At 64.0% G+C, this 26,188-nt stretch carries 27 protein-coding genes and 2 pseudogenes; 18 read left to right on the top strand and 11 right to left on the bottom strand.

What is annotated here, in order from left to right; translation table 11 throughout:
• The 5 genes from ACFW0B_RS23775 to ACFW0B_RS23755 form a co-directional block, all read left to right on the top strand.
• The coding region (locus ACFW0B_RS23775; protein ID WP_449151431.1) for a hypothetical protein at positions 1 to 135 on the top strand (135 nt) is incomplete at its 5' end.
• 9 nt (positions 136 to 144) lie between these two features.
• Positions 145 to 1,317, top strand: coding sequence for a CaiB/BaiF CoA transferase family protein (locus ACFW0B_RS23770; protein WP_449151430.1), 1,173 nt, complete (start codon positions 145 to 147; stop codon positions 1,315 to 1,317).
• A complete protein-coding gene (locus ACFW0B_RS23765) occupies positions 1,314 to 2,459 on the top strand; it encodes an acyl-CoA dehydrogenase family protein (protein ID WP_449151429.1) in 1,146 nt (381 codons plus the stop codon). Before ACFW0B_RS23770 ends, ACFW0B_RS23765 begins: the two co-directional genes overlap by 4 nt.
• Before the next feature lie 107 nt (positions 2,460 to 2,566).
• Positions 2,567 to 3,973, top strand: a complete 1,407-nt coding sequence (locus tag ACFW0B_RS23760) for a purine-cytosine permease family protein (protein ID WP_449151428.1) — start codon at positions 2,567 to 2,569, stop codon at positions 3,971 to 3,973.
• 79 nt (positions 3,974 to 4,052) lie between these two features.
• The gene (locus ACFW0B_RS23755; protein WP_449151427.1) at positions 4,053 to 4,697 is read left to right on the top strand and encodes a TetR/AcrR family transcriptional regulator; all 645 of its coding nucleotides are present in this window, start codon (positions 4,053 to 4,055) and stop codon (positions 4,695 to 4,697) included.
• A 240-nt stretch (positions 4,698 to 4,937) separates the two neighbouring features.
• Here ACFW0B_RS23755 and ACFW0B_RS23750 read toward each other — a convergent pair.
• A pseudogene (locus tag ACFW0B_RS23750) lies at positions 4,938 to 5,309 on the bottom strand (aminotransferase class I/II-fold pyridoxal phosphate-dependent enzyme); the annotation flags it as partial.
• Between the two features lie 155 nt (positions 5,310 to 5,464).
• Here ACFW0B_RS23750 and ACFW0B_RS23745 point away from each other — a divergent pair.
• The 3 genes from ACFW0B_RS23745 to ACFW0B_RS23735 are packed head-to-tail and all read left to right on the top strand — an operon-like array spanning position 5,465 to position 9,529.
• A complete protein-coding gene (locus ACFW0B_RS23745) occupies positions 5,465 to 6,808 on the top strand; it encodes a cytochrome C (RefSeq protein WP_449151426.1) in 1,344 nt (447 codons plus the stop codon).
• Positions 6,809 to 6,812: 4 nt separating this feature from the next.
• Complete coding sequence (locus ACFW0B_RS23740) at positions 6,813 to 7,310, top strand: sorbitol dehydrogenase (RefSeq protein WP_253080654.1); 498 nt, start codon at positions 6,813 to 6,815, stop codon at positions 7,308 to 7,310.
• Positions 7,307 to 9,529: a GMC family oxidoreductase gene (locus tag ACFW0B_RS23735; RefSeq protein WP_449151425.1), complete on the top strand. Its 2,223-nt coding sequence runs from the start codon at positions 7,307 to 7,309 to the stop codon at positions 9,527 to 9,529. Before ACFW0B_RS23740 ends, ACFW0B_RS23735 begins: the two co-directional genes overlap by 4 nt.
• A gap of 124 nt (positions 9,530 to 9,653) precedes the next feature.
• On the opposite strand, the pseudogene ACFW0B_RS23730 reads toward ACFW0B_RS23735, so the two are convergent.
• Positions 9,654 to 9,812: pseudogene (locus tag ACFW0B_RS23730) on the bottom strand (site-specific integrase); the annotation flags it as partial.
• 115 nt (positions 9,813 to 9,927) lie between these two features.
• On the opposite strand from ACFW0B_RS23730, the gene dusA reads away from it, so the two are divergent.
• Entirely contained in the window at positions 9,928 to 10,938 is a 1,011-nt protein-coding gene (gene dusA / locus ACFW0B_RS23725; protein WP_449151424.1) for a tRNA dihydrouridine(20/20a) synthase DusA, read from the top strand.
• Between the two features lie 322 nt (positions 10,939 to 11,260).
• Complete coding sequence (tal, locus tag ACFW0B_RS23720) at positions 11,261 to 12,187, top strand: transaldolase (protein WP_449151423.1); 927 nt, start codon at positions 11,261 to 11,263, stop codon at positions 12,185 to 12,187.
• Positions 12,188 to 12,250: 63 nt separating this feature from the next.
• Here tal and rssC read toward each other — a convergent pair whose 3' ends face one another.
• Together rssC and rssB are read right to left on the bottom strand one after the other, a co-directional pair.
• Positions 12,251 to 12,733 (bottom strand): anti-sigma factor antagonist RssC, encoded by a 483-nt coding sequence (gene rssC / locus ACFW0B_RS23715; protein WP_151133127.1) that lies wholly within the window; start codon positions 12,731 to 12,733, stop codon positions 12,251 to 12,253.
• Positions 12,730 to 13,914 carry a two-component system response regulator RssB gene (gene rssB, locus ACFW0B_RS23710; protein WP_449151422.1) on the bottom strand — a complete coding sequence of 395 codons (1,185 nt, stop codon included), beginning with the start codon at positions 13,912 to 13,914 and terminating at the stop codon, positions 12,730 to 12,732. Before rssB ends, rssC begins: the two co-directional genes overlap by 4 nt.
• A 216-nt stretch (positions 13,915 to 14,130) precedes the next feature.
• Between rssB and ACFW0B_RS23705 the strand changes: the two genes are divergently transcribed.
• A complete protein-coding gene (locus ACFW0B_RS23705; protein WP_449151421.1) occupies positions 14,131 to 14,430 on the top strand; it encodes a PilZ domain-containing protein in 300 nt (99 codons plus the stop codon).
• A 165-nt stretch (positions 14,431 to 14,595) separates the two neighbouring features.
• On the opposite strand, the gene ACFW0B_RS23700 is transcribed toward ACFW0B_RS23705, so the two are convergent.
• Positions 14,596 to 15,297 carry an MlaA family lipoprotein gene (locus ACFW0B_RS23700; RefSeq protein ID WP_449151420.1) on the bottom strand — a complete coding sequence of 234 codons (702 nt, stop codon included), beginning with the start codon at positions 15,295 to 15,297 and terminating at the stop codon, positions 14,596 to 14,598.
• 103 nt (positions 15,298 to 15,400) lie between these two features.
• Here ACFW0B_RS23700 and ACFW0B_RS23695 point away from each other — a divergent pair, with 103 nt between their 5' ends.
• Both ACFW0B_RS23695 and ACFW0B_RS23690 read left to right on the top strand, forming a co-directional pair.
• Positions 15,401 to 15,820 (top strand): acyl-CoA thioesterase, encoded by a 420-nt coding sequence (locus ACFW0B_RS23695; RefSeq protein WP_449151419.1) that lies wholly within the window; start codon positions 15,401 to 15,403, stop codon positions 15,818 to 15,820.
• A 232-nt stretch (positions 15,821 to 16,052) separates the two neighbouring features.
• The gene (locus ACFW0B_RS23690) at positions 16,053 to 16,316 is read left to right on the top strand and encodes a DUF4404 family protein (protein ID WP_151133121.1); all 264 of its coding nucleotides are present in this window, start codon (positions 16,053 to 16,055) and stop codon (positions 16,314 to 16,316) included.
• A 44-nt stretch (positions 16,317 to 16,360) separates the two neighbouring features.
• On the opposite strand, the gene queF is transcribed toward ACFW0B_RS23690, so the two are convergent.
• On the bottom strand, positions 16,361 to 17,191 hold the full coding sequence (queF, locus tag ACFW0B_RS23685) for an NADPH-dependent 7-cyano-7-deazaguanine reductase QueF (protein ID WP_449151418.1): 831 nt from the start codon (positions 17,189 to 17,191) through the stop codon (positions 16,361 to 16,363).
• A gap of 180 nt (positions 17,192 to 17,371) precedes the next feature.
• Here queF and ACFW0B_RS23680 point away from each other — a divergent pair, with 180 nt between their 5' ends.
• A complete protein-coding gene (locus ACFW0B_RS23680) occupies positions 17,372 to 18,052 on the top strand; it encodes a heavy metal response regulator transcription factor (protein WP_449151417.1) in 681 nt (226 codons plus the stop codon).
• The gene (locus ACFW0B_RS23675) at positions 18,052 to 19,401 is read left to right on the top strand and encodes a heavy metal sensor histidine kinase (protein ID WP_449151416.1); all 1,350 of its coding nucleotides are present in this window, start codon (positions 18,052 to 18,054) and stop codon (positions 19,399 to 19,401) included. The genes ACFW0B_RS23680 and ACFW0B_RS23675 overlap by 1 nt, the downstream gene beginning before the upstream one ends.
• A 48-nt stretch (positions 19,402 to 19,449) precedes the next feature.
• Here the strand turns inward: ACFW0B_RS23675 and ACFW0B_RS23670 are convergent, their stop codons facing one another.
• Entirely contained in the window at positions 19,450 to 20,280 is an 831-nt protein-coding gene (locus tag ACFW0B_RS23670) for an undecaprenyl-diphosphate phosphatase (protein ID WP_449151415.1), read from the bottom strand.
• A 270-nt stretch (positions 20,281 to 20,550) separates the two neighbouring features.
• Between ACFW0B_RS23670 and ACFW0B_RS26025 the strand changes: the two genes are divergently transcribed.
• The 3 genes from ACFW0B_RS26025 (at position 20,551) to ACFW0B_RS23650 (ending at position 23,336) form a co-directional block, all read left to right on the top strand.
• A complete protein-coding gene (locus tag ACFW0B_RS26025) occupies positions 20,551 to 22,185 on the top strand; it encodes a methyl-accepting chemotaxis protein (protein ID WP_459251729.1) in 1,635 nt (544 codons plus the stop codon).
• A 66-nt stretch (positions 22,186 to 22,251) separates the two neighbouring features.
• Entirely contained in the window at positions 22,252 to 22,818 is a 567-nt protein-coding gene (gene pnuC, locus ACFW0B_RS23655) for a nicotinamide riboside transporter PnuC (RefSeq protein WP_449151414.1), read from the top strand.
• On the top strand, positions 22,815 to 23,336 hold the full coding sequence (locus ACFW0B_RS23650) for an AAA family ATPase (RefSeq protein ID WP_449151413.1): 522 nt from the start codon (positions 22,815 to 22,817) through the stop codon (positions 23,334 to 23,336). Before pnuC ends, ACFW0B_RS23650 begins: the two co-directional genes overlap by 4 nt.
• Positions 23,337 to 23,455: 119 nt before the next feature.
• On the opposite strand, the gene ACFW0B_RS23645 is transcribed toward ACFW0B_RS23650, so the two are convergent.
• Genes ACFW0B_RS23645 through ACFW0B_RS23630 form a run of 4 tightly spaced genes read right to left on the bottom strand, consistent with a single transcriptional unit; the run spans position 23,456 to position 26,065 of the window.
• The gene (locus ACFW0B_RS23645; RefSeq protein ID WP_449151412.1) at positions 23,456 to 24,778 is read right to left on the bottom strand and encodes a sensor histidine kinase; all 1,323 of its coding nucleotides are present in this window, start codon (positions 24,776 to 24,778) and stop codon (positions 23,456 to 23,458) included.
• A complete protein-coding gene (locus tag ACFW0B_RS23640) occupies positions 24,775 to 25,443 on the bottom strand; it encodes a response regulator transcription factor (protein ID WP_449151411.1) in 669 nt (222 codons plus the stop codon). Before ACFW0B_RS23640 ends, ACFW0B_RS23645 begins: the two co-directional genes overlap by 4 nt.
• Positions 25,443 to 25,757 (bottom strand): PepSY domain-containing protein, encoded by a 315-nt coding sequence (locus tag ACFW0B_RS23635; RefSeq protein WP_449151410.1) that lies wholly within the window; start codon positions 25,755 to 25,757, stop codon positions 25,443 to 25,445. Before ACFW0B_RS23635 ends, ACFW0B_RS23640 begins: the two co-directional genes overlap by 1 nt.
• Positions 25,757 to 26,065: a PepSY domain-containing protein gene (locus ACFW0B_RS23630; protein WP_449151409.1), complete on the bottom strand. Its 309-nt coding sequence runs from the start codon at positions 26,063 to 26,065 to the stop codon at positions 25,757 to 25,759. Before ACFW0B_RS23630 ends, ACFW0B_RS23635 begins: the two co-directional genes overlap by 1 nt.
• Positions 26,066 to 26,188: the final 123 nt, after the last annotated feature.

Genomic DNA, 26,188 nt, shown 5'->3' with positions numbered 1-26,188 from the left:
GCCGCGCGCATCGCCCGCGTGCTGACCAATGACCCTGCCACTGGCGTGATGCGCCATGCCGATGCCGGTTACCAGATCGCCATCGACTGCGCCCGGGAACAGGGCCTGAACCTGCCGATGATCACTGCTGACTGAGGACATGCCATGAGCAATGTGACTGAACTGCCCACGCCGCAACCGCTGAATGGAGTGCGTGTCCTGGACCTGAGCCGGGTGTTGGCCGGCCCGCACTGTACCGCGATGCTCGCCGACCTCGGCGCCGAAGTGATCAAGTTCGAAGTGCCGGGGCACGGCGACGACAGCCGCCACCTCGGCCCGTTCAAGGATGGCGAAAGCGTCTACTTCGGCCTGATCAATCGTGGCAAGCGTAGCGTCGAACTGGACTTCAAGGCGCCAGAAGACCTGCAGCGCTTCTACCGGTTGGTGGCCGACGCCGACGTGGTGGTGGAGAACTTCCGCCCCGGGGTCACCCAGCGCCTGGGCATCGACTTTGACAGCCTCAAGCGGCACAACCCGAAGCTGATCTACGCGAGCATTTCCGGTTTCGGCCAGAACGGCCCGCTGTCGAAACGCCCCGCGTACGACATCGTCGCCCAGGCGATGTCCGGGCTGATGAGCGTAAGCGGCTTCCCCCAAACCGGGCCGACTCGCAGCGGTGAGGCGCTCGGCGATCTGTGTGCCGGCGTCTACGCTGCCTGGGCGATCAGCAGCGCACTTTTCGCCCGCGAACGCCAGAACAGCGGCGCACAGTACATCGACGTCGCTATGTTCGACGTGCTGGTCAGCCTGCAGATGACCGGCCTGTCCAACCTGTTCGCCCAAGGCCGGGCGCCAGGGCTGGTAGGCAACCGCCATCCGGTGTCCACGCCCTTCGATACCTACCGCGCAGCCGATGGCCTGGTGGTGATCGCGGTGGCCAGCGACAAGCTGTTCCGGCGCTTCTGCGAATGCATTGGCCGCGCCGAACTCGCGGACGATCCGCGCTTCGCCGACGACCCGTCGCGCACCCGCAACGAACAGGCCCTGCGCGCCGAGATCGAGCGCTGGACCAGTGCGCGCAGCGTCGAGCAGGCCTGCGACCTGCTGCTGGATGCCGGAGTGCCGTCCTCGCCGGTGTGGAATCTCGCCGAGGCTACCGGCAGCGAGCAGGCGCAGGCACGCCAACTGCTGGTGCGGCCCAGCGACGACCTGCCACCGCTGGTGCCGCAACCTGTGTACTTCAACGGGCGCAAGCCCCATGCCGCCACACGCGCGCCTCGCCTGGGCGAAGCCAATGCCGTGTTTGGCCTCGACAACCGTACTGGAGCTGCCCAATGAACTTTGAAATCGACGCCACCGAACTGGCCATCATCGACTCGGCTGAGCGTGTCTGCCGTGACGTGCTGGCCGCCAACGCACAACGCTACGACGAAGAAGAGAGCTTCTGCGCCGAAAGCCTGCAAGCTCTTGGCGAGCTGGGCTTCATGGGCATCAACCTGCCCGAAACCTACGGTGGCTTCGGGATCGGCAGCCTGGCCATGAGCCGGGTGGTGGAGGCGGTTTCCGCCGCCTGTGCGTCCACCGCCTCTGCCCTCACCGCGCACTTTCTCGCCACCGACTCGATCCTCATCGGTGGAACCGAAGAGCAGCGTCAGGAATGGCTGCCGCGCTGCGCGTCCGGCGAACTGCTCGGTGCCTTCGGCCTGACCGAGCCGGCGGCGGGTTCCAACCCGGCGGACATGCGTACCCGTGCGGTACGCGAGAAGGACGGCTGGCGCATCAGGGGTAGCAAGCACTACATCACCAATGCCCGTGAAGCCGACTTCATCGTGCTCTATGCCAAGACCGACCCGGAAGCCGGCGCCCGTGGCATCAGCGCCTTCATGATTCCCAAGGGGACCGCCGGAGTGACCTTCGCCAATCCGGAAAAGACCATGGGCCTGCGTGGCAGCACCATCTACGAGCTGGCGCTGGACTGCTGGCTGCCCGCCGACGCACTGCTGGGGCAAGAGAACCAGGGCTTCCGCACCGCGATGGAAGTGCTCGACCGCGGCCGCGTGGAAGTCGCTGCCATGTCCCTGGGCATCGCCCGCGCGGCTATGGAGTACTCGCTGAAGTGGGTGGACGAGCGGCAGATCGGGCCCAAGCCGCTGTCGGCCTACCAGGGCACGCAATGGCGCATCGCCGATATGCACACGCAGTTCGAAGCGGCGCGCCTGCTGACCATGAAGGCGGCGGCGCGGCGCGACAGCGGCGAGCGTTTCAGCCTGGAATCGGCTACCGCCAAGCTGTTCGCCGCCGAGGCCTGTGGCTTCATCACCGACGCAGCTCTGCAGCTGCACGGCGGCTACGGCTACATCCGCGATCTGCCGCTTGAGCGCTTCGTGCGCGATGCGCGGATCCTGCGGATCTTCGAGGGAACCTCCGAGGTGCAGAAGATCATCATCTCCCGCGCCGTGCTGGATGCCGCCCGCCATTGACGGCAGGCATGGGGCGGCCTCGCTGGCCGCCCCGACGAGTCAGGAAACACTGTGAATAACAACAATAACGCGGTCGGACGAGTGGTCCTACGCGAGGAGAAAGCCTAATGGCTGGTAAGTCCCTGATCGAAACCCGTTCCATTGATTACATACCCGAGTCTGAGCGGCATGGCCGGCTGTTCAGCCAGTTCACCCTGTGGTTCGGCTGCAACCTGCAGATCACCGCGATCGTCACCGGCGCCCTGGCTGTGGTACTGGGCGGCGACGTGTTCTGGTCGCTGATCGGCCTGCTCATCGGCCAGATATTCGGCGGCGTGGTCATGGCCCTGCACGGTGCCCAGGGGCCCAAGCTGGGCCTGCCGCAGATGATCTCCAGCCGGGTGCAATTCGGCGTGTTCGGAGCGGTGATTCCGCTGGTTCTAGTGTGCGTGATGTACGTCGGTTTCAACGCCACCGGCACGGTGCTGGCCGGCCAGGCCATTGGCCAACTACTGCACGTCAGCGACACAGTGGGCATCCTGGTATTCGCGGCAGTCATCGTCGTGGTCACGGTCTGCGGCTACCGGGCGATCCATCTGCTGGGCAAAGCCGCCAGCGTGCTGGGAATAGTCGCCTTCGCCTACCTGTTCGTGCGCCTGCTGTCGGCCAACGACATCGGCGTGCTACTGGACAATCGCCACTTCGCCTGGAACACCTTCCTGCTGGCGGTATCCCTGGCAGCCTCCTGGCAGATTGCCTTCGGCCCCTATGTCGCCGACTACTCGCGCTACCTGCCCAGCCACACCTCCTCACCGAAAACCTTCCTCGCCGTGGGCCTGGGTTCGGTGATCGGCTCGCAGACCTCCATGGTATTGGGGGTGTTCGCCGCCGCACTGGCCGGCAAGGCTTTCTCCGGCCAGCCGGTGGCCTATGTGGTAGGGCTAGGCGCCAGTGGTCTGATGGCTGCCGCGCTGTTCTTCAGCGTCGCCTTCGGCAAGGTCACCATCGCCACGCTCAACGCCTACGGCAGCTTCATGTGCATCGCTACCATCATCAGCGGCTTCCGTGGCCAGCTGCAGGTGACGCGGCTGCAGCGCCTGGTGTTCGTGCTGTTGATCGTTGGTCTGTCCACTGGCCTGGCGCTGGCTGGGCAGCATTCCTTCCTGGCTGCATTCAAGTCGTTCCTGCTGTTCCTGCTGGCGTTCTTCACGCCCTGGAGCGCCATCAACCTGGTGGACTACTACTTCATCACCAAGGAGCGTTACGACGTTGCCGCCCTGGACGATCCGAATGGACGCTACGGCCGCTGGAACTGGGTCGGCATCGGCACCTATGTGTTCGGCGTGGTAGTGCAGATGCCCTTCATCGATAGTGGTTTCTACACGGGCCCGCTGGTAGAAACGCTCGGCGGAGTGGACATCTCCTGGCTGATCGGCCTGGTGCTACCGGCGATGGTCTATCACCCGCTCGCCCGGCAGTGGGCTCGGCGCACGCCGGAAGCACAGGCTCAATGCATTATCCAGGGACAACGCTAACCCCTGAGCCCGGCTTGTCGCCCCTCCAGGGCGGCAAGCCGGTTTCCCGCCCCACTCCGCCAACACACTCAGAGTCCTCATGAACTGCAGCTCGAAATTCGCCCAGCCGACCGGAACACAAGAACGCCTGCGCCAGGCGGCCGTGGACCTGTTCAGCGAACAGGGCTACCAGAACACCAGCCTGCGTGACCTGGCCGCCCACCTGGGGATAGCTGCGGGATCGCTGTACAACCACATCGAAAGCAAGCAGGCATTACTCTTCGACCTTGTCGAAGAGTGCATGAGCGACCTGCTCAGCCTCACCCGGGCAAGACTGAAGGCAACCAAGGGTACGCGCCCCCGCCTGCGCGCCTTCGTTGGCGCCTTCATCGAGTTTCAGCAGGGCGAGCGGAAAAGGCTGCAGCTCATGCTGCGGGAACGGCGCAATCTGACGACAGAACAGAATCGCGTACTGGCCGATCTACGCAATGACTATGCGCAGTACCTGACCGGCATCATCGGTTGCCTCCCAGCCCATCGAGGCCTTGAAGGCTCACAGATGAAGTTCTTCACCAGCAGGGTCATCGGCATGCTGGAAAGCCTTCCGGACGCCGAGGATGTCGAATCCCCCCTGCCATCCCTGCAGATCGCCGAACAACTTACCGAGATGATTCTCGGCGCCGCCTCCAGCCTGGAACACACCGCTGCGGCCGGCTGCGATGCCAGCCGGATCACCACCGGCTGACACAACCACTGGAGCGAGTACCAGAACGCTCCAGACCAACGACCGCCGACAAGCGGCCGTCGATTCGCCAGCCCCCTGGGGTGGAGCTATCCGTTCCTGGTGAGTCCTTCTTTCGCGCATTGGCGCAATCTCGCGCCGACCTCACTTTTCGGCGCCCTGGTGGGGCTACCCGCTCCACCAGAACTCCCAACCGGATTACTCGGGATCTGAGGGTTCTCCAGCGCAACCGGCCAGTGCTGGTCGTCCACCTCGCAGCTCACCATCGAGAGCCACCAGTGCTTGCCGTGCCTGCGCATCCCGGCGCTTTTCCGTTTCCAGCCTGGCTACCGTACCGTCCTCCAGCCACGCCGTAGTGATAGCGGTGAGGATGCCAGGGGTATTCCAGGTGGTGGTGCGAATCACCCGCCCCAGTCTTGCAGTCAGATGCTCTGGAGCCACGACGAAACCAACCCGTAGCCCTGCCGCGACGTTCTTCGAGAACCCGGAGACATACACCGTGCGCTCCGGGGCGAGCTGTGTGACAGGCGGCGGGGCGGCCTCGACCAGATAGGCATAGGCCGCGTCCTCGATGATCATCAGGTCATGTTTGCTGGCGATGGACACCAGGCGCTCTCAACCGGCAGAAATGGCCGACCGCTAGTCGGAATGCCCGGGGCTGGTGTCGGGGGCGAACTAGTCTGGATTTTGGCGCCAGGGATTGCGCTGAAGCTTCAAGCCCATGAAGGGTTGTTTCGTTTCCTGGCGCTTTATTTGCCGAGGAGACGACAATGAAAAAGAGTACCCAACGCTCGGCGTACTGGAGCTGTACCGTCGCCAGCGTTCTCACGTTACCTGCCTTAGCCGCTACTCCCCCGCTGTCCCCGCAGATCCCTTTCGATGTCACCGTGGTCCCACCGGTCAGCCTGCAAAGTTTGCAGCACGATTTCGATGTGCTGTCCTGGCAGACCTTCGTCGCGATCAACTGGCCAGCCCTGGCTAACGGCCTGCCCGACACCGATGCGCAGATCGGCAAGCCGGACGCGCCGACAGTGTGGGAGTCCTGGAAAGAGAGCTACCAGATCTTCCTGCCCAACGGCCAGACACCGACCGGCTGGAACCAGCCTTCGCCGCCACCGGCTGCCTGCCAGGGACTGGAGAGCGGGCGCGTGCTGCAACAGGTCGGCAAGGTGCCGGATGTGCTGGACGAGTTCATCCAGCCCTTCAAGACTGGACCGCTGATCGACCAGAGCGGCCAGTACGCGCGCAATGAAATCGTGGTGAACCAAGCGATGTTCGACGGAATCGTCGACAACGGCCTGTACAGCGTCGAGGGCCAAGAGAAGTTCTTCGCCAACGCCCAGAACCGGGTGGCCTTCAGCTGTGGTTCGAACGAGACCCAGGAGGTCGGTTCGATCATGGTCAAGGCATCCTGGAAGCTGCTGGACGGCAACGACCAGCCGGACCAGTTCCATACCGTCAATGCGCTGATCTATACGCCGGGCAACGATGATCCGGAGAAGGGGCCGATCATTCCCGAGTCCTGCACCTCAGCCAAGGTCGGGCTGGTCGGCCTGCACATCGTGCACAAGACCGCCGATGCGCCACAGTGGGTCTGGTCGACCTTCGAGCACGTGCGCAACGTGCCGGAGAAGACCACACCAGTAAATGAGCGCAAGGGGCCGTACCTGTTCTACGACCCCCATGCCAGCGACCGTCCGGTGAACGAGCCGCCGCCGCGGCCGTGGAATCCGTCGGTCGCGACCACGCCGTCGCAGATCGTGCGGGAGATTCCCATCGACGCCGCGACCCAGCAGCTCAACGCGCAGTTCCAGGCGGCGCTGCAAGGCACGGTATGGGCCAACTACCAACTGGTCAGCACCCAGTGGCCGACCAACCCGGCGAACGACTGCCAGGTGCCGTCGCCGACCAATCCGCTAGGCACGCCGGCACCCACCTTCCTTGCCAACACCACCCTGGAAACCTACATCCAGGGCACCACCCCGCAAGCCTCGTCGAGCTGCATGGAATGCCATAACAACGCCACCACCAAGGTGACGCAGTCACCCCGCACCAGTTTCGCGGACTTCACCTACCTGCTCGAACGCGCCCAGTCCAGCGGCGACAAGGAGTGATGCCATGAGCGACCAGAACCTGCAGAACTTCGTCGACCTGTCATCGGCCCTCACCGGCCTGGCGTCGAGCAAGCTCGCCCCGTCCATCGACCCGATCAACCTGCCGCCGGTGTTCTTCGATACCGCCCAGCAAGGCCTGGGCGCCGCGGTACTGAGCAGCCTGCTGGAGCAGTACGCCACCCTCAAGGGCGAAGGCAAGACGGCGGACCAGATCGCCGCCGCCGTGCTGGCCGATCCGAACAGCCAGACCGCCCAGGGCGCCCGTTCGATCATGAAACTCTGGTTGCTGGGTGTCTGGTACCAGCCGTACGACCAGGGTGACCAGCACCAGGGCGACCAGCATGTGGTCTCCGACCAGGCCTACAAGGAAAGCTGGGCATGGCGCATCGCCCAGGCGCATCCCATGGGCTACAGCGAATTCCATTTCGGTTACTGGGCCGAGCAACCACCGAGCCTGGAAGACTTTACCGGCGTGCCCGCCAATGGAGGTCCCAGCGTATGAACACTGAACAAGCGGATGTAATAGTGGTGGGCGGTGGCATGGCCGGCAGCGTGATGGCCTACCAGTTGGGTCTGGCCGGACTGAAGGTGCTGGTGCTGGAGTCAGGCCCGGCGATTCCACCGAATCGCAGCGAATACCTCGAGCGTTTCTATACCGCTATCCTCAAGGCCCCGGAAGCGCCCTACCCACCGAACGAGATGGTGCAGGACCCGGCGCAGCAGAACGCCCCGCGCGCCACCATCGCGGACCTGATCAACGGCTGGCAGGACCCGCAGAAGAGCTACCTGGTGCAGAAAGGGCCGCTGTCCTTCAGCAGCACCTACGAGCGTCTCGGCGGCGGCACCATGTGGCACTGGATGGGTACTTCCTTGCGCCTGTTGCCGAACGACTTCCGCATGAAGACGGTTTACGGTGTGGGCGTCGACTGGCCGCTCAGTTATGACGATCTGCAAAGCGCCTATTGCCGAGCCGAGGCGGAAATCGGCGTGTCCGCCGACGTCGCCGCGCAGAGCTACCTGGGGGTGACTTTCCCGCCCGGCTACCAGTACCCGATGCATGGTATTCCGCCATCACTGGTGGATCAGGGGCTGGCTGCCGCGGTGGATGGCCAGTCGTTCCAGGGCCTGCCGCTGCTGGTCAGCCCGACGCCGGCCGGGCGCAACTCGCAGAACGACAACGGCCGGCGGGTCTGCGCCGGCAACACCAGCTGCACGCCGATCTGTCCGATCCAGGCCAAGTACGATGCCACGGTGACCATGAACAAGGCGCTGGACACCGGCAACGTGCGCATCCTCTACCAGAGCGTGGCCAGCCGCGTGCAGGTGGACGGTAATGGACAGGTCAGCGGCATCGAGTTCATCCAGTACGCCACCGGCGATGGGCCGGCCACCGGCACCGGCCTGGCCCGGGGCAAACGCTATGTGATCGCCGCCCATGCCATTGAAACGCCTAAGTTGCTGCTCAACTCAGCTTCTCCGCAGTGCCCGAAGGGGGTTGCCAACAGCAGCGGCCAGGTCGGCTGCAGCCTGGCCGACCACCCCGTGTACCTGGCCTGGGGGCTGATGCCGGAGGGCAAGGCGCTGTTTCCCTATCGCGGGCCGCTGTCCACGTCGGGAATCGAGAGCCTGCGCGACGGCGAATTTCGCCGGCAACGCGCGGCCTGGCGCATCGAGATCGGCAACGAAGGCTGGAACTGGTCGGAGAACGATCCCTACACCACCGTCTGCGACTACATCGACGGTACCAATAACGGCGGTACCAACCCGCTGCCGTCGCAACAGGGTCAGCCATCCCAGGCATTGTTCGGCACGGCGCTGGTGCAGAAGCTCAATAGCATCCTCACCCGCCAGTTCCGCCTCGGCTTCCTGGTGGAACAGGTGGAGGAGAACCCTGAGCAGCCGTTGTGCCGGGTGGTGCCGTCGCAGCAGTACAAGGACCATCTCGGCATCCCGCGGCCGGAAATCCATTACGACTTTTCCAAATACACCAAGGAGGGCTTCAAGCAGGCGCGCAACGCGGCGACGCAGATCATCACCGAGCTGCTCGGCGCCGAGGAACTGACCAACCTCAACCCATCCATGGAGAACTCGCCGCCCGGTGTCTTCAGCTACCAGGGTGCGACCTATGCCTATGAAGGCGCCGGCCACCTGATGGGCACCTACCGAATGGGTGACGACCCAAGGACCTCGGTGGTCGACAAGGACCAGCGCAGTTGGGATCACCGCAACCTGTTCCTGATCGGTGACGGCGTCTTCCCCAGCACCGGCACAGCCAACCCGACCCTGACCATCACCGCCCTGGCCTTCCAGGCCGCGGACACGGTGGCCAGCGATTTGCTGGCGCTTACCGTGCAGGTGCAGGCCAATCAGGCCTGGCAAGGCACCGGGGTGCAGGTCAACGGGCAGAGCTGGCAACTGGCGGTGTGCCGCAGCGGGCAGTGGACCGCTAACCCGGCCACCGGCATGGTCGGCGGCGACGGCCACGCAGGGCTGATCGCCAAGCCCGGCTACACCCTGCCCGGGGCCAACGAAGGCGCGCTGATCGGCCGTATCGGCAGCAACGGCGCGCCTTTCCTGGTTGGTGCCCAAGGCCAGTTACCGCGTGGCCAGAAAGGCGAGTTGCAACTGTGCATCAACGATGATCTGGACGGCCGCTACGGCGCCGGCCTGAGCGACAACCGGGGCAGCTTGGAGGTGGAGGTGCGCTTCGGCTCGTTGTAGCGCCAGCCTTCGCTCTTGTGGGAGCGGACTTGTCCGCGATAGGGGCAACAGCGTTGTCTCGCGGCCATTGGCCGCTCCCACGAGGGTGCGGGGATAGCAGGACGAACGACCACAAGCACTACACCAGGCTCGTCTCTCGTCGCTTGGCCCAAGTCTCTGCAGACTGTTTGCGGGAGAATGTCTGGCTCTCTTGGTAGACTTGCGCGCCGTTCTTCTTGAACCGGATTCGTACCGTGTAGCGGAGCGAGCCGTCCGCGCCCTTCCGGGCCCGAATGGTCGCCACGGCAGTCTGCCCTTGGCTGGTGGTACAAGAAGATATCCAGGCGGTACGCTTTACCATCCGCTTGAAAAGAACGTTCGGAAACCCTCGAAAACACGTTGAGAACGCGACACGCGAAATGCCCCTAGAATCAGGCTCAAATCCAGTAACCACGCGCCCTGCCCTGTCCCGCCGCTTTTCCGTGGCGCCGATGATGGACTGGACAGACAGACACTGTCGCTTCTTCCTGCGTCAGCTGTCGAAGCACGCCCTGCTCTACACCGAGATGGTGACCACCGGCGCATTGCTGCATGGCGACCGTGAGCGCTTCCTGCGTCATGACGAGGCGGAGCATCCGCTGGCATTGCAACTGGGCGGCAGCGTGCCGGCGGACCTGGCGGCCTGCGCGAAGATGGCGCAGGAGGCGGGTTATGACGAAGTGAACCTGAACGTCGGCTGCCCCAGCGACCGCGTGCAGAACAACATGATCGGCGCCTGTCTGATGGGTCATCCCGCGCTGGTGGCCGATTGCATCAAAGCGATGCTGGATGCGGTAGAGATTCCGGTCACGGTGAAGCACCGGATAGGCATCAATGGACGCGACAGCTACGAGGAACTCTGCGATTTCGTCGGCCAGGTGCGCGAGACTGGCTGCCGCAGCTTCACCGTCCATGCACGCATCGCCATCCTCGAAGGCCTTTCACCCAAGGAAAACCGCGAGGTCCCGCCGCTGCGCTATGAGGTGGCGGCGCAGCTGAAGCGGGATTTCCCGGATCTGGAAATCATCCTCAACGGCGGTATCAAGACCCTCGACGAGTGCCGCGAGCACCTCGATACCTTCGACGGCGTGATGCTGGGCCGTGAGGCCTACCACAACCCCTACCTGCTGGCTGAAGTGGATGCCGGGCTGTTTGGCGGCAATGGTCCGCAGATCAGCCGCGCCGAGGCCCTGGAGGCCATGCGCCCCTATATCGAGCGCCATATCCAGGAAGGCGGGGTAATGCATCACATCACCCGCCACGTCCTCGGCCTGGCGCAAGGCTTTCCTGGCGCGCGGCGCTTCCGCCAGTTGCTTTCGGTCGAAGTGCACAAGACTGACGACCCGCTGGCGCTGCTGGATCAGGCTGCCGAGCTGCTGCGCGGCCGCTGAACGGAAAAACCTCGCGTCCCAGGAGGGCACCAGGCAGAGGATTTCCATTACTTCCAGGCAAAGACTCGGCGACGCAAAGCCTTCACCGGGTCTCCTGCCAGCCTGCCTCCCAAAAACTCGGGCCCTCATGGAAGTAAACGGATGAGCGCGAAAAAACCGCAATAAAAATGCGAAATCTTTTCCCGTGCGGAACCCTCAGGCCCCTTTTCCGGGTCTGTTGAGATGGGCAGGCCGATGGCCTGTAAAAAAGCCCTTACGCCCCCGTTGAGCAGCCCCCGCGGCTCGGGTAAGGTCAGATCATCCGCCACGACAAGGTTTTGCCATGACCTCCAAGCTGGACCAACTCAAGCAATACACCACCGTCGTTGCCGACACCGGCGACTTGGACGCAATCGCCCGCCTGAAGCCGGTCGACGCTACCACCAACCCTTCCCTGCTGCTGAAAGCCGCCGCCATGCCACGCTATTCCGAGTTGCTCGACAGCGCGGTGGCAGGCGCCGGCAGTGACCTTGGCCTGGCTTGCGACCGTTTCGGCGTGGCCGTAGGCCAGGAGATCCTCAAGGTGATTCCGGGGCGTATCTCCACCGAAGTGGATGCCCGCCTGTCCTTCGATACCGACGCCACCCTGCGCCGCGCCGAACGCCTGATCGGTCTCTACGAGGAAACGGGCATTGGCCGCGAGCGAGTGCTGATCAAGATCGCCTCCACCTGGGAAGGCATCCGCGCCGCCGAACAGCTGGAGCGCATGGGCATCCAGACCAACCTCACCCTGCTGTTCAACTTCGCCCAGGCGGCCGCCTGCGCCGATGCCGGGGTGTTCCTGATTTCCCCCTTCGTCGGCCGCATCTACGACTGGTACAAGAAAGCCGAAGGCCGCGATTACGTCGGCGCCGAGGACCCGGGCGTGCAGTCCGTCTCGCGCATCTACCGTTACTACAAGGCCAACGGCTACCAAACAGTGGTGATGGGTGCGAGCTTCCGCAACCTGGGACAGATCGAAGCGCTGGCCGGCTGCGACCGGCTGACCATCAGTCCCGAGCTGCTGCAGAAGCTGGCGGACGATCAGGGCACGCTGGAGCGTAACCTGGCCCCTGGCACCGATGCCGAAGCCCGCGTCGTGCTGGACGAAGCCGCGTTCCGCTGGCAGCTCAACGAAGACGCCATGGCTACCGAGAAGCTGGCCGAAGGTATCCGTCTGTTCGCGCGCGACCAGGAAAAGCTGGAAGCTCTGCTCGCCTCGCGCCGTTGAAACGCAAACGCGCGCAACCTTTGCGGGCTGCGCGCGATTTCATGCGTTGGGAAGATCGACGAATCAGCTGCGCTCGAGGGCGCTGACCAGGTCGTGGAAGGCTTCGCGGTTGGACTCGTTGAGTCCCATGAGGATGCGGTGGGCCTCCAGCACCTTGGTGCGGACGACGTCCTCTGTCTGATCCTGCGGCGGCAGGTCCTCGAGGCTTTCCGGGCAGGGAACCGGCCTACCGACGATATTGAATACCTGATCGAACCCCATCGACTGCAGCAACCGGGTGATATCGGGGTGCGTGGTCACTACTGTGGGCAACAAGCCCACCTTCTGCCGCGAAAGGATCGACAGCTTGGCCAGCAGGCCGAGGGTAGTGCTGTCGATACTCTGGGTTTCGGTCAGATCGATCACGATCGCCGAGAAGTTCAGCGCCGAGAAGATCTTTTCAATGGTCGCATCCAGGGCCGAACACAGGGTCAGACGGATTTCTCCGACGAACTTCAGGACAAAGGTCCCATCCTGCTCGGCAAACTGGATTTTACCGGTACTCATGCAAGGTTCCTGCTCAACACCAGCAAGGCGATATCATCCGGCATCTCGCCCAGGCTGGCCAGTCCAAATACTTGTCGCAAGCCATCCAGACTGCCACCTGCCTCACAAACCATCTCTGGCAGTGCGGCCTCCTTATCTTTGAGGGTCTCGCCGGGCAAAAGGTCCAGGATTCCGTCAGAGAGCAAGGTAAGGCTGAAGGACGACGGCAGATCGATGATCTGGTCATCATAGCTCGCCTCCTCGAATAGCCCCACCGGCAGCCCCTTGCCGCTCAGGTAGGAGGCCTTGCCCTCGCTATAGAGCACCGGCAGGGGCAAATGCCCGCCGATGCTGTAGGTCAGTTTGCCGCTTTCCTCGTCGATCACGCCACCGAGCATGGTCACGTGCTTGCCCAGCCTGGTGTTGATCAGGCCGCGGTTGATATGCCCCAGCACCTCGGAAGGCTTGAATTCGGGCAGCATGCCGTTGCGCCGGGACTCGTAGAGCAGGCGTGTGGTCATGAACTTGAGCAGCACTGTCACGAAGGCCGATGACGCGCCATGGCCGGAAACGTCCGCCAGATAGAACGCAACCCGGCGCTCATCCACGCGGAAGTAGTCAACGAAGTCGCCAGACAGGTACAGGGAAGGGATGATCTGGTGGGCGAAGCGCAGGCTGTCCACTTCCCAGGGCGTCACCGGCAGCATGTTCATTTGCACCTGGCGCCCAGCGTTCTGGTCCTCCTGCAGCAGGTGCAGGCTGGCTTGCAGTTCGCGGTTGGCGGCTTCGAGCTTTTCCCGGTAGCGGCGGTTCTCAAGGCGCAGGGCCGCGCGGTCGAGCGCACGGCGCACCGAGTGCTCGAGAACAGCCAGGTCTTCCAGGGGTTTGATCAGGTAATCGGCTGCACCCAGGCGCAGGGCTTCGACCGCGTCGCTCATGACGCCGGCGCCGGAGACCACGATCACCGGGGTTTCTGCTTCCAGTTCGGAAATGCGACGGATCAGTTCCAGGCCATCGACCTGAGGCATGCGCAGGTCGCAGATCACCAGATCCGGGCGCTCCTGCTCGAAAACCTGCAGCCCTTGCAGGCCGTTGCTGGCCTGCCGAACGCTGAATCCACTGTCTTCCAGATAGGCCGCAAGGCTTGCGCGCACTACCTCGTCGTCATCAATAATCAGCAGCTTGGCACTGGGATTGTGCATGGATTATCCAGGCAAACGGCGCCAGGGATGGGTTGTTGTAGCACCCGACCTAAGGCCCGAGCACGAGTACGGGGGTTCGCTTTACGGCGCAGACGGTACTCCCATCCGCAGGGCGATTCAAGCTTGCACCGCGCGCCAGACTCTGCCTTTACACCCTAAATCGCCGGAAGTTATAAGAGGCTCGCTCACACCCCACGAATACAAGAGGATCAGCGCGTGAGCCTGGACGACCGCAACTACAGCGAGAAGCGCGATTTCATCAGGATGCGGGTGCAGACCAAGGCCATCCTGGAACAGGCTGGCCAGCAGTTCCCTGTCCTTTGCCTGGACCTCTCCAGCAGCGGTATGCAGCTCGAGGCAGAAATCGCCCTGGCGCTGGGTGAGCGGGGCCGCGTGCTCATTCCTTCCGGACACTGTGTCCCCAAGGGACTTGAAGCCGATGCCGAAGTGGTGCGGATCAGTGAAAGCGGCAACGGCCGCAAAACCCTCGGGCTGGCTAACCTTGACATGCGCTAGCGGCACTGGCCGCATCTGGCCCTGAAATTGGTTGACACCTTTCAGGACGACGATTTGCCTGTGGGAGATTTCAATCGCGCATGAATTCGCTCACACAGGAAACCAGAAACGAAAAAGGCGACCCTGGGGTCGCCTTTTTCATGTCGTAGCAATGCGTGGCCAGACTTAGAAGTCGTCTTCCACTTCGCCGTCCTTCACCTTGAACTCACGGTTCTGCAGGTAGGCGTTGCGAATGAAGATGTACTTGTCGCCGGTGATCAGCTTCTCCGCCGACAGCAGGCTGGCGCGGGTATCGACCACATCGACGGCACGGGTCACGTTGCGGGTCGGCACGTGGTCGATGTAGGGGTAAGGCTCAAGAAAAGCGTCCGGGATCTTGCCGCCGGCGTCGCGCACAGTGCTCGGGCCAAGGAACGGAATCACCAGGTAGGGACCGCTGTCCACACCCCAGTAACCCAGTGTCTGGCCGAAATCTTCATCATTGCGCTGCAGGCCCATGTGGGTGGCCACGTCGAAGAAGCCCAGCAGGCCGAAGGTGGTGTTGAACACCAGGCGGCTGGTGTCCACGCCGGCATTGTGGAACTTGGCCTGGAACAGGTCGTTGACCAGGTTGCCCACGTCGCCGATGTTGCTGAAGACATTGTGGATGCCGTCTTCGAGGAACTGCGGGGTTACCGCCTGGTAGCCCTGGGCGACGGGTTTCAGCGCATAGGTGTCGAGGGTGTCGTTGAAGCGGAACATTGCACGGTTGAAGCCCTCCCAGGGATCCTCCTCCGCGGCGTTCGCTGTGACGGGCAGAACCGCCAGGGTGACACAGGCCAGGACCCGGCCCAGTCGATCGAGCCACCGAGCACCGATCAATCGCATTGCAGACTCTCCTTGAGAAAAGTAGTGTGGCGGCCCGCCGCCCTATCAAAGGCGCGCAGTATAAGGCCATCGCCCTTTTTGGGCAGCATAGTGGATTGCCAGCATGCCGGAAAAAACCTTACTCCATGTTGCCCACATCCCGGTTCGCTGGGGCGATATGGACAGCTACGGTCACGTCAACAACACCCTCTATATCCAGTATCTGGAAGAAGCCCGGGTCGCCTGGTTCGAGAGCCTCGGCATCGACTTGAACAACGTACCCCAGGGCCCGGTGGTACTGCAGACCCTGCACACCTACCTCAAGCCCGTGGTTCACCCGGCCACCGTGGTCATCGAGCTTCGCGCAGGCCCGGTAGGCAATAGCAGCCTGGTGGTGGAGCACCGTCTGAGCACCCTGGAAGACCCCTCGACGCTCTATGGCGAAGGCCACTGCAAGCTGGTGTGGATCGACCACGCTACCGACAGATCCGTACCGGTGCCGGACGAACTGCGCCTGGTCATGGGCGCAGGCAAGCGGCAGTAACCTCGCGGCCATCCAGGGCGGGCAGCCTGCGCCAGGCCCCGTCAGAAGGACGTAGATGCCCTCCCCTCCTCTTCGGCCTTTCCGGTTGCCGCCGACCCCGACCCGGTACATTCGTTTCAGACTTGATCCGAATCAGGCAGGCCCGACAAGGCTGGATTAATCTCTATGGCATGAGGGACCTTTGAATACTCCAACCGGTCCACTCCTGAGACATTCGCAAAGGGAGAAAGACATGCCTGAACGCCTGCAGCAGCAACTGCAACAACTGCGCGACCAGCTGGCCCAGGAACCGCCGCTGGATGCGGAGGAACGCGCATCGCTGATCGAGTTGATGCAGGAAATCGAACTGCGCCTGGCCCAGGATGCCGCCATGGCGCCGGACGCCACTCTCGTGGATGGGGTCAACCTGGCCGTCGAGCGCTTCGAAACCCGTCACCCCACCCTGGCCGGGACCTTGCGAAACATCATGCAGAGCCTGGCCAACATGGGCATCTGAGGCCGAGCACAAGAAAAAACCCCGACTTCAGGTCGGGGTTTTCATTACTGCCGAACCAGACGGCGATTGTCCGGCTGGACGGGGTGAGTGCTGCGGTAGGGATTGATATCCAGGCCGCCGCGACGTACATAGCGGGCGTGAACGGTGAGCCGCTCCGGCTCCAGCAGACGCTTGAGGTCGAGGAAAATGCGCTCCACGCACTGTTCATGGAAGTCGGCATGCTGGCGGAAGCTGATCAGGTAGGCCAGGAAGCCGGCGTGATCCAGACGCTTCGCCCCGCGGTACTCCACCACCACCGTGCCCCAGTCCGGCTGACCGGTAACCGGGCAGTTGGACTTCAGCAGATGGCTGTGCAGCACCTCTTCCACCTGACCGTTCTCGGCGCGCAGCAACTCGGGCTGCGGGTGCTCGTAGCGGTCGATAGCCACATCAAGCTCGTCGATGCAGATGCCCGGGGAGGCGGCGACGCCTTCGGCTTCCACCTCCGCCAGGCTGCGCACCCGCACCGCGACCGGAGCGCCAGCCGCCCCGCTCAGGTCCCGCGCCAGCACCTGCTCCAGTTCGGCGGCACTGGTGTACACGGACTGGTTGAGCGAGTTGAGGTAGAGCTTGAACGACTTGGACTCGATGATGTTCGGCGAATCGGCCGGAATGGCGAACTCGCCTATCGCCACCACTGGCTTGCCGGAGGGCATCAGCCAGGACAGCTCATAGCAGTTCCAGAAATCCACGCCCTGGTACGGTAAGGTCGCAGCGGTCAGCCCCAGCTCGTTCCACTTGGTCACACGGGAAATGGGGAACAGCAGCTCCGGGCTGTAAGTGCTGACGTACTCGCTGGACTTGCCCAGCGGCGAATGTTCGGCGGGATGATGCATGGGCGGGTGGACCTGAAAATGCGGAAATCAGGCAATTGTATACAGCCGGGCGGCTGCTGAAAAATCCACGGCACCAACGGTGCCGCTGCATTACAACTTTGTCAGCTCGCCCTGCGCATCCTGTCGGCGCGGTATAAAGCAGCGATTCGAGCGATGAGCTCCCCATGAAGCTACTGCCCCATGAAACTACTGATAGTCGAAGACGAACCCAAGACCGGCCAGTTCCTGCGCCAGGGCATGACCGAAGCCGGCCTTGACGCGGATCTCGCCACCAACGGCCTGGAAGGCCGGGACCTGGCCCTCACGGGCGGCTACGACCTGATCATCCTCGACGTGATGCTCCCCGGCCTCGACGGCTGGCAGGTGGTGCACAGCCTACGCCAGGCCGGCCTGCAGGTTCCGGTGCTGTTCCTGACCGCCCGGGACGCCGTGGAAGAACGCGTTCATGGCCTGGAGCTGGGGGCCGACGACTACCTGATCAAGCCCTTCGCCTTCGCCGAACTCCTCGCCCGCGTCCGCACCCTGCTCCGCCGTGGCGCCAGCGCCTCACAGGAAACCAGCCTGGACCTGGGCGACCTGCATCTGGACCTGCTGAGCCGGCGGGTCGAGCGCGGCAGCCGGCGCATCGACCTCACCACCAAGGAGTTCGCCCTGCTGGAATTCCTCCTGCGGCGCCAGGGCGAAGTGTTGCCCAAGACGCTGATCGCCGCCGAGGTCTGGGACATGCACTTCGACAGCGACACCAACGTCATCGAAGTGGCCATCCGCCGGCTGCGGGCAAAGCTGGACGACGACTTCCCGACCAAGCTGATCCATACCGTGCGCGGCATGGGCTACGTGCTGGAGGCGCGCGAAGGCTGATGCGCGGACTCTCCCTCACCGCCCGCCTGGGCCTGCTGTTCGCCGCCTGCACCGCTGCCGTCTCGCTGATCGCCGGGGTGCTGTTCAGCCGTGCCAGCGAAGCGCACTTCATCGAACTCGACCGGCAACTGCTGGAAATCCGCCTGGATGCCTTCCGCGCCCTGCTCGGCAGCGTCGACAGCCCCGCCACCCTGGCGCCCCGGCTGGATGCCCTGCAGGCCGAACTACGACTGCATCCGGACCTCACCCTGCGCCTGGAAGGCCGCGATGGCCGCGGCTGGTTCAACAGTGCCGACGGCCTTCGCGCGCCGGCTCACGATGGGCTCCATGACTGGCAGCAGGATGGCACCGACTACCGGGTGCTGAGCGCGCCGCTGCGCCCGCAGGACCCGGCTTCGCCACGGCTGGCCCTCGCGCTGGACATCACCCACCACCAGCACTTTCTCGAACGCATGCAGCGGCTGATCTGGCTCACCGTCGGGCTCTCCGCCCTGGCCACCGCCCTGCTCGGCGCCTGGGCCGCACGCAGCGGCCTGCGCCCCTTGCACCGTATGGCCGAAGTGGCCGCCGGGGTTTCCGCCAGCTCCCTGACCACCCGCCTGGCCGACGATCAGGTCCCCCAGGAGCTGGTGGAACTGGTACGCGCCTTCAATGCAATGCTGGGCCGGCTGGACGACGCCTTCCAGCGGCTTTCCGCCTTCTCCGCCGACATCGCCCATGAATTGCGCACGCCGCTGTCTAACCTGCTGACCCAGACCCAGGTGATCCTCAGCCAGGATCGCGACCTGGACGAATACCGCGAAGCCCTGCACTCCAACCTGGAAGAACTCCAGCGCCTGGCTCAGATGGTCGGCGACATGCTGTTCCTGGCCAAGGCCGAGCACGGCCTGCTGGCGACCCGTCGCGAGCCCCTGGCGCTGGCCGCCGAGCTGGACACCTTGCTGGACTACTTCAGCCCCCTGGCCGAGGACCGCCAGGTGACCATCACCCGCTGTGGCGAAGCCCACCTCAGTGCCGACCGGGGCATGTTGCGCCGCGCCCTTTCCAATCTGCTGGACAACGCCCTGCGCTTCACCCCGGAAGGCGGACGCATCGAACTGAGCCTGACCAGCGATGCCCGGGGCCTGAGCCTGACGGTGGCCAACAGCGGACCGGAAATCCCCGCGCAATGGCTGCCGCGACTGTTCGATCGCTTCTTTCGCGCTGACCCCGCGCGCCGCGAGGGCCGCGAGCACGCCGGACTGGGCCTGGCCATCACCCACTCCATCGTGCGCGCCCATGGCGGCGAAATCCGCTGCGAATCCGCCAACGGCTGGACGCGCTTCATCCTCGAATTCCCCGCCCCCTGAAGCGCAAAAGGCGCGCCCTGTGGCGCGCCTTTCTGGCAACCGCTGCGATCAACCCTGTGCGGTGGACCAGTCGATCACGCCGAACTGCCAGGTCGCCAGGATCAGCAGGCCAAAGCCGATGCGATACCAGGCGAAAGCCGCGTAGCTGTGGCTGCCGATGAACTTCAGCAGGCTGCGTACGGCAATCATGGCGAAGACGAACGACACCACGGAACCCAGGGCGAACACCGGCAGGTCGCTCGGCTGGAACAGGTCGCGGTACTTGTAGCCCGAGTAGACCGCAGCACCGACCATGGTGGGCATGGCGAGGAAGAAGGAAAACTCGGTGGCCGCCTTGCGCGAAAGGCCGAACAGCAGGCCACCGATGATGGTGGCTCCGGAACGCGAAGTCCCCGGTACCAGTGCCAGGCACTGCGCGCAGCCGACCTTGAGGGCGTGCTTCCAGGTCATGTCGTCGACGCTTTCGGCCTGCACCTGATGCTTGCGCTGTTCCGCCCAGAGAATGGCCACGCCGCCGACCACCAGGGCGGACGCCACGGTGATGGGGTTGAACAGGTAGTGGTGGATCAGGTCGGAGAAGGCCACACCGAGGATCACCGCCGGGAAGAACGCCACCAGCAGGTTGACGGTGAAACGCCGGGCGCTGCGCTGGGTCGGCAGGCCGATGACGACGTCGAGGATTTTCCGCCGGTATTCCCAGACCACCGCGAGGATGGCCGCCAGCTGGATGATGATGTTGAAGGCGATCGCCCGTTCACCGGTGAAACCCAGCAGGTCCGCGACCACGATCTGGTGGCCGGTGCTGGAAATCGGCAGGAACTCCGTCAGGCCCTCGACAACCCCCAGAATGATGGCCTGCATGGCCGTCCACAAATCCATCGAAACTCTCCCCCGAGGCGCGCTGTTCTGGCGGCCTTTTCGTTACGTATATGCAGGTAATTGGCGCTGCGAGTGTGCCGTTCGGCGATGAGACCGGGCACCGGCAACCAGGTTCCGGGGACGAATGAGCCTTCAGCTTTGCCCCGAAGCGCCGAAATGCTAACAGAGAGCCATCTGGAAATCGCGGCTAAAGGCTGATTGAAAACCGCCAACCGGCCTGTTCTGCTTGCGCTACGTAGTCAAAAACAAGAAACCAGGAGTTCCTGCCCTATGCATAGCTTGCGCAACCTGCCGATCAGCCGCCGTCTCTGGCTGATCCTGATAGTCGCGGTTTTCATGCTGGTCACCCTCGGCGTACTGATGCTGCAGCAGATCTACAACGGCCTCTATCAGGGCAAGGAACAGAAGACGCGCCACGTCGTCGAGACCGCCGCCGGCGTGCTGCAGTACTACCAGGCGCAGGAAGCCGCGGGCACCCTGACCCGCGAAGAGGCGCAGAAACAGGCCATGCAGGCGGTGCGCGCGCTGCGCTACGACCAGGGTGACTACTTCTGGATCAACGACCTGACCCCACGCATGATCATGCATCCGACCAACGCCAGGCTGGAGGGACAGGACCTCTCCGGCCACAAGGACCCGGACGGCAAGGCACTGTTCAACGAAATGGTGCGCGTGGCCAGGGCCGACGGCGCCGGTCTGGTCGACTACCGCTGGCCCAAGCCGGGCGCCAGCGACCCGGTGCCCAAGGTGTCCTATGTCCAGCTGTTCGCCCCCTGGGGCTGGGTGATCGGCTCCGGCATCTACATCGACGACATGCAGGCCGAGTTCCGCGCCCAGGCCATTCGCGCCTCGGCGATGGGGTTGGCCATCGCCCTCATCATGGCCTTGCTGGTCATCCTCATCGCCCGCAGCATCACCCGGCCACTGGATGAAGTGGTGTCCGCAATGGCCAGCATCGCCAGCGGTGAAGGCGACCTCACCAGCAGCCTGGACACCCACGGCCGCGACGAAATCACCGCCCTTGGTGGTTATTTCAACGCCTTCACCGGCAAGCTGCGCGGCGTGATCCGCCAGTCCCTGGACGCCGCCAACGCCCTCGACCAGGCCGCCGCCAACCTGGACGGCATCGCCAGCCAGGGCCTGCGCCAAAGCGAACAGCAATCCCTGCAGATGGAACAGGTGGCCACCGCCATCAACGAGGTCACCTACGGCGTGCAGGATGTAGCGAAGAATGCCGAGCATGCCGCCAGCGAAGTGCGCCATGCGGAGGAACAGGCGCGCCAGGGTCACGACAACATCGACAGCAGCCTGCGGCAGATCGACCAGCTCTCCGCCACCATCACCAAGGCGGTGGAAGTGATCCAGACACTGGCCCAGGAAAGCGCCCAGATCGGCAGCGTGCTGGAAGTGATCCGCTCCATCGCCGAGCAGACCAACCTGTTGGCGCTGAACGCCGCCATCGAAGCCGCCCGCGCCGGCGAACAGGGACGCGGCTTCGCCGTGGTAGCCGATGAGGTCCGCCTGCTGGCCCAGCGCACGCAGAAGTCCACGGCGGAGATCCAGACCATGATCGAGCGCCTGCAGCAGAACTCCGAAGCGGCGGTCCAGGTCATCGACGAAAGCAGCCGGGCGTCCCACGCCACGGTGGAACAGGCCAGCCAGGCCGGCGAAAGCCTGGCGCAGATCGCCCAGGCCCTGCGCAACCTCACAGGCCTCAACGCCTCCATCGCCAGCGCCACCCTGCAGCAATCCCACGTGGTGGAAGACATCAACCAGAACGTGACCCAGGCCGCCGGGCTGGCCCACGACAGCGCCAGCGCCGCTGAGCAGACCACCGGGGCCAGCCAGCGCCTTGGGCAGCTGGCCGAACAGCTCAATCACCTGCTGGGCCAGTTCCGCGTTTAGCCGTAACCCAGCCGAAACCGCAGGGAGCCGTTACAATCGGCGGCTTTCCTCCACGGAATCGACAAGGTGTCCCCTCTCGAACTCGTCGCCGCCAGCCTGGGCGTGCTCGCCGTCTGGCTCACCGTCAGGCAGAACCCCTGGTGCTGGCCCATCGGTCTGGTGATGGTGCTGATGTACAGCTGGATCTTCCTCGAAGTGAAGCTGTACTCGGACATGCTCCTGCAACTGGTTTACGCCGGCCTGCAGCTGTACGGCTGGTGGCAATGGACCCGCGGCGGCGCCCGGCACGCTGGTCGCCAGGTCGGTCGCCTGGGCGTGCAATCACTGGGACTTGGCCTGCTGACAGGCGCCCTCGGCAGCCTTGGGCTGGGTTACGCCATGGCGAGCTGGACCGATGCCGCCGCGCCCTGGTGGGACGCCGCGCTCACCGCCTTCAGCCTGGTGGCCCAGTTCTGGATGGCACACAAGCGCGTGGAATGCTGGCTGCTCTGGATAGTGGTGGACGTGCTGTTCGTGGTGCTGTTTTTCAGCAAGGGGCTGTATCTCACCGCCGCGCTCTACGGGCTCTTCACGCTGCTGGCCGTGCAGGGCTGGCGCACCTGGCGACGTGAGCTGGAGCCAGCCACGGCATGAAGGTACTGGTGCTGACTGGGCCGGAATCCTGCGGCAAGAGCTGGCTGGCGGCGGCGATCCAGGCCGAGTTCGGTGGTCTGCTGGTAGGCGAGTACGTCCGCTATTTCATCGATCGCGAGCAGCGCGACACCTGCTACGCCGACATTCCGGCAATCGCCCGTGGCCAGCTCGAGTGGGAAGACAAGGCACGTTCCGAAGCGCCTCCCCTGCTGATCCTCGATACGCATCTGCTCAGCAACATCCTCTGGAGCCGCAAGCTGTTCGACGACTGCCCCGACTGGCTGGAACGCGAACTGCTGGCGCGCCGTTACGACCTGCATCTGCTGCTGAGCCCGCAACAGGTGGAATGGGTGGACGATGGCCAGCGCTGCCAGCCAGACCTGGCAGAGCGCATGACCTTCTTCGAGGATTGCCGCAGCTGGCTGAAGAGCAACGGCCAGCGCTATGAAGTCGTCGAGGGTGACTGGGAGACCCGACGTCTGCTTGCGCTACAGCACATATCCCGCTGGCTGCACTGATACGCAGCACTGCAAATCCATGTGGAGGCATTCGCCAAGAGCAGCGCAACTGCCTCATCGAGGCTGAAGAGCGCACCTTCGGTCCGCTTGGCGATTGAAATCGCCCCAGTAAAAGCGCCCTACGATGGCGTTGTTGCCGGAAGCTCGATGCGCACCCGCAAGCCACCCAGCGGGCTCTGTTGAAGACTCAGGCTGCCATTCCAGGATTCGACAATGTCGCGCACGATGCCGAGTCCCAGGCCATGTCCCGCCACCTGTTCATCCAGTCGCGCGCCACGGCCGATGACTTCCTCGCGTTTGTCTTCGGCTATGCCCGGGCCATCGTCGTCCACCGTCAGGCTGTAGCCGCCCTCCCCGCCTCGGATGGTCAGGTTGACCTGGGTTTCCGCCCACTTGCAGGCGTTGTCCAGCAGGTTGCCGAGTAGTTCCAGCAGGTCTTCCCGGTCCCAGGGCAGGCGCAAGCCTTCGGGCGCATCCCAATCCAGGTCCAGCCCACGGTCGTGGATCATCGCCAGGGTGTTGAACAGGCCGGGCAGCTCCTGGGCGCAGTCGAAGTGGGCACCCGGCAATGCCTCGCCAGCCAGGCGCGCGCGGCCCAGCTCACGCCCCAGGCGCTGCTGGATCTGCGCCAGTTGCTCACGCAAGGTTTCGCGCAGCTCGGGCTGGTCGCGCAGCTCTTCGCGGTCCGCCAGGCTGACCAGCACCGCCAGCGGCGTTTTCAGCGCATGGCCGAGGTTACCCAGGGCATTGCGGGAGCGTTTGAGGGTGTCTTCGGTGTAACTAAGCAGGTGGTTAATTTGCGCAACCAGCGGGTCCAGCTCCTCAGGCACCCGGTTGTCCAGCTCACTGCGCTGGCCCTGCTGCAGCTGGGCGATCTGCTGGCGAACGTCTTCCAATGGGCGCAACGCCCGGCGCACGGTGATGCGCTGCAGGGCGAGGATCAGCAACAGCCCCGCCGCGCCCAGGGCAAAGCCCGTCCACTGCACACGGCGAAAACTTTCCAGAATCGGGGTGTAGTCCTGCGCAACGACGATGCGTACCTGGCGGCCAAAGCGTTTGTAGTCGCCGCGCCAGGCCAGCAGCTCCTGCTCGTCCGGCCCCGGCAGCAGATGCGGAGCGAGCCCCTTCTGCGCGGGCATGGGCAGTTCGGCATCCCAGAGGGAACGGGAACGCCAGGGCTCCTCGTCCAGCCTGATGAGGAAATAGCGGCCCGAATAAGGCTGCTGATGAGCGGGGTTGAGGCGTTTCTCGTCCAGCTGGATGCCATTGGGGCCTCGCACCAGTGCACTCAGCAGCAACTCGGCTTCACTGCGCAGGCCTTCGGCCAGGTAGCGCCGCAAACCCAGGTCGAACAGCCAGAGGCTGGTTTGCGCCAGCACCAGCCCCACCAGCAGCAGGACGCCGATCAGCCCCAGGCTGAGCTGGCGCTGGATCGACCTCATCGGCCCTCACCGGTGAATCGGTAGCCCTGCCCTCTTCGCGTCTCGATGACGTCGCGACCGAGCTTGCGTCGCAGATGGTTGACGTGCACCTCGATCACGTTGGAATCCCGTTCGGTCTCGCCGTCGTAGAGATGTTCAGCAAGGTGGCTCTTGGACAGGATCTGGCCGGGATGCAGCATGAAGTAACGCAGCAGGCGGAACTCGGCGGCAGTCAGCTGGACTTCTTCGCCATTGCGGCTGACGCACTGGCGCCCTTCATCCAGTTGCAGGCCGGCCGCTTCCAGTTGCGGCTGGTTCGCCAGCCCGTGGGCACGGCGCAGCAGTGCCTGGATGCGCAGGGCCAGTTCTTCCGGATGGAAGGGTTTGGTCAGGTAATCGTCGGCGCCGGCCTTGAGACCATCGATGCGCTCCGCCCAGGAACCACGCGCGGTCAGGATCAGCACCGGCGTCGCCAGTCCGCCCGCACGCCATTCCCGCAACACTTCGAGCCCGGGCTTACCGGGCAGGCCAAGGTCCAGGATGATCAGGTCATAGGGTTCGCTGGCCCCCTGGTGCAACGCGTCGCGGCCGTCGGCCAGCCAGTCCACGGCGTAGCCTTGGCGGCCGAGGCTGCTGGTCAGCTCATCGGCCAGGGGTACATGGTCCTCTACCAGCAACAACCGCATCAGTCGTCTTCCTCGTCCTTCAGAATGCGCCCGTCGCGGGCGTCCAGTTCCAGTTCTCTCACCGTACCGTCGGCAGTGACCAGCTCAACCTCGTAAATGTAGACGTCATCTTCCTCTTCCAGCTCGGCCTCCAGCAGCCGCGCCCCGGGGTAAAGCCCCAGGGCGCTGCGCAAGAGTTGGTCAAGGGGCATGATGACCCCCTCTTCACGGAGCTTCAGGGCCTCGTCCTGATCCAGGTCCCTGGCCACCGCTTCGAAGGTGAAGATGGCCAGGACCAGGGCGACGATCCCACTGTAGCGAAGAATCCGGCGCATCAGTCGTCCTGGTGATCCTTGAGGACCTGGCCGTTGGTGGCGTCAAGTTCCAGATCCCACTGCACACCCTGGCTGTCGCGCAGCTCTACCTGGTAGATGTAGCGGCCGTATTCCTCTTCCAGTTCGGTTTCATTGATCGTGCTGCCGGGGTGCTTGGCCAGCGCCGCGGCATTGAGCTTCTCGAACGACTGGATGGTACCGGCATCACGCAGTTTCAGGGCCTCGTCCGGGCCAAGGTCACGGGCCTGGGCAATACCGGCGGTGGCGGCGAGGGCAGTTACGGCGAACAGGGCAGCGAGCTTCTTCATGGGGTGATCTCCTTGGGAGCTTGTGTGCTTTCGATGGGAGCAAGATACCGGGAACGACTTAATTGAAGCTGAATTCGCCTTAAGACTTGGGAAGGATCATTCATACCCTGAAGAAGCTTGGCC

Origin of the sequence: Metapseudomonas phytobenefica (genome assembly GCF_043392685.1) — a bacterium.
GTDB lineage: Bacteria > Pseudomonadota > Gammaproteobacteria > Pseudomonadales > Pseudomonadaceae > Metapseudomonas.
The sequence above is the reverse complement of the archived record's forward strand: the minus strand, read 5'-3'. Positions and strand labels throughout refer to the sequence as shown.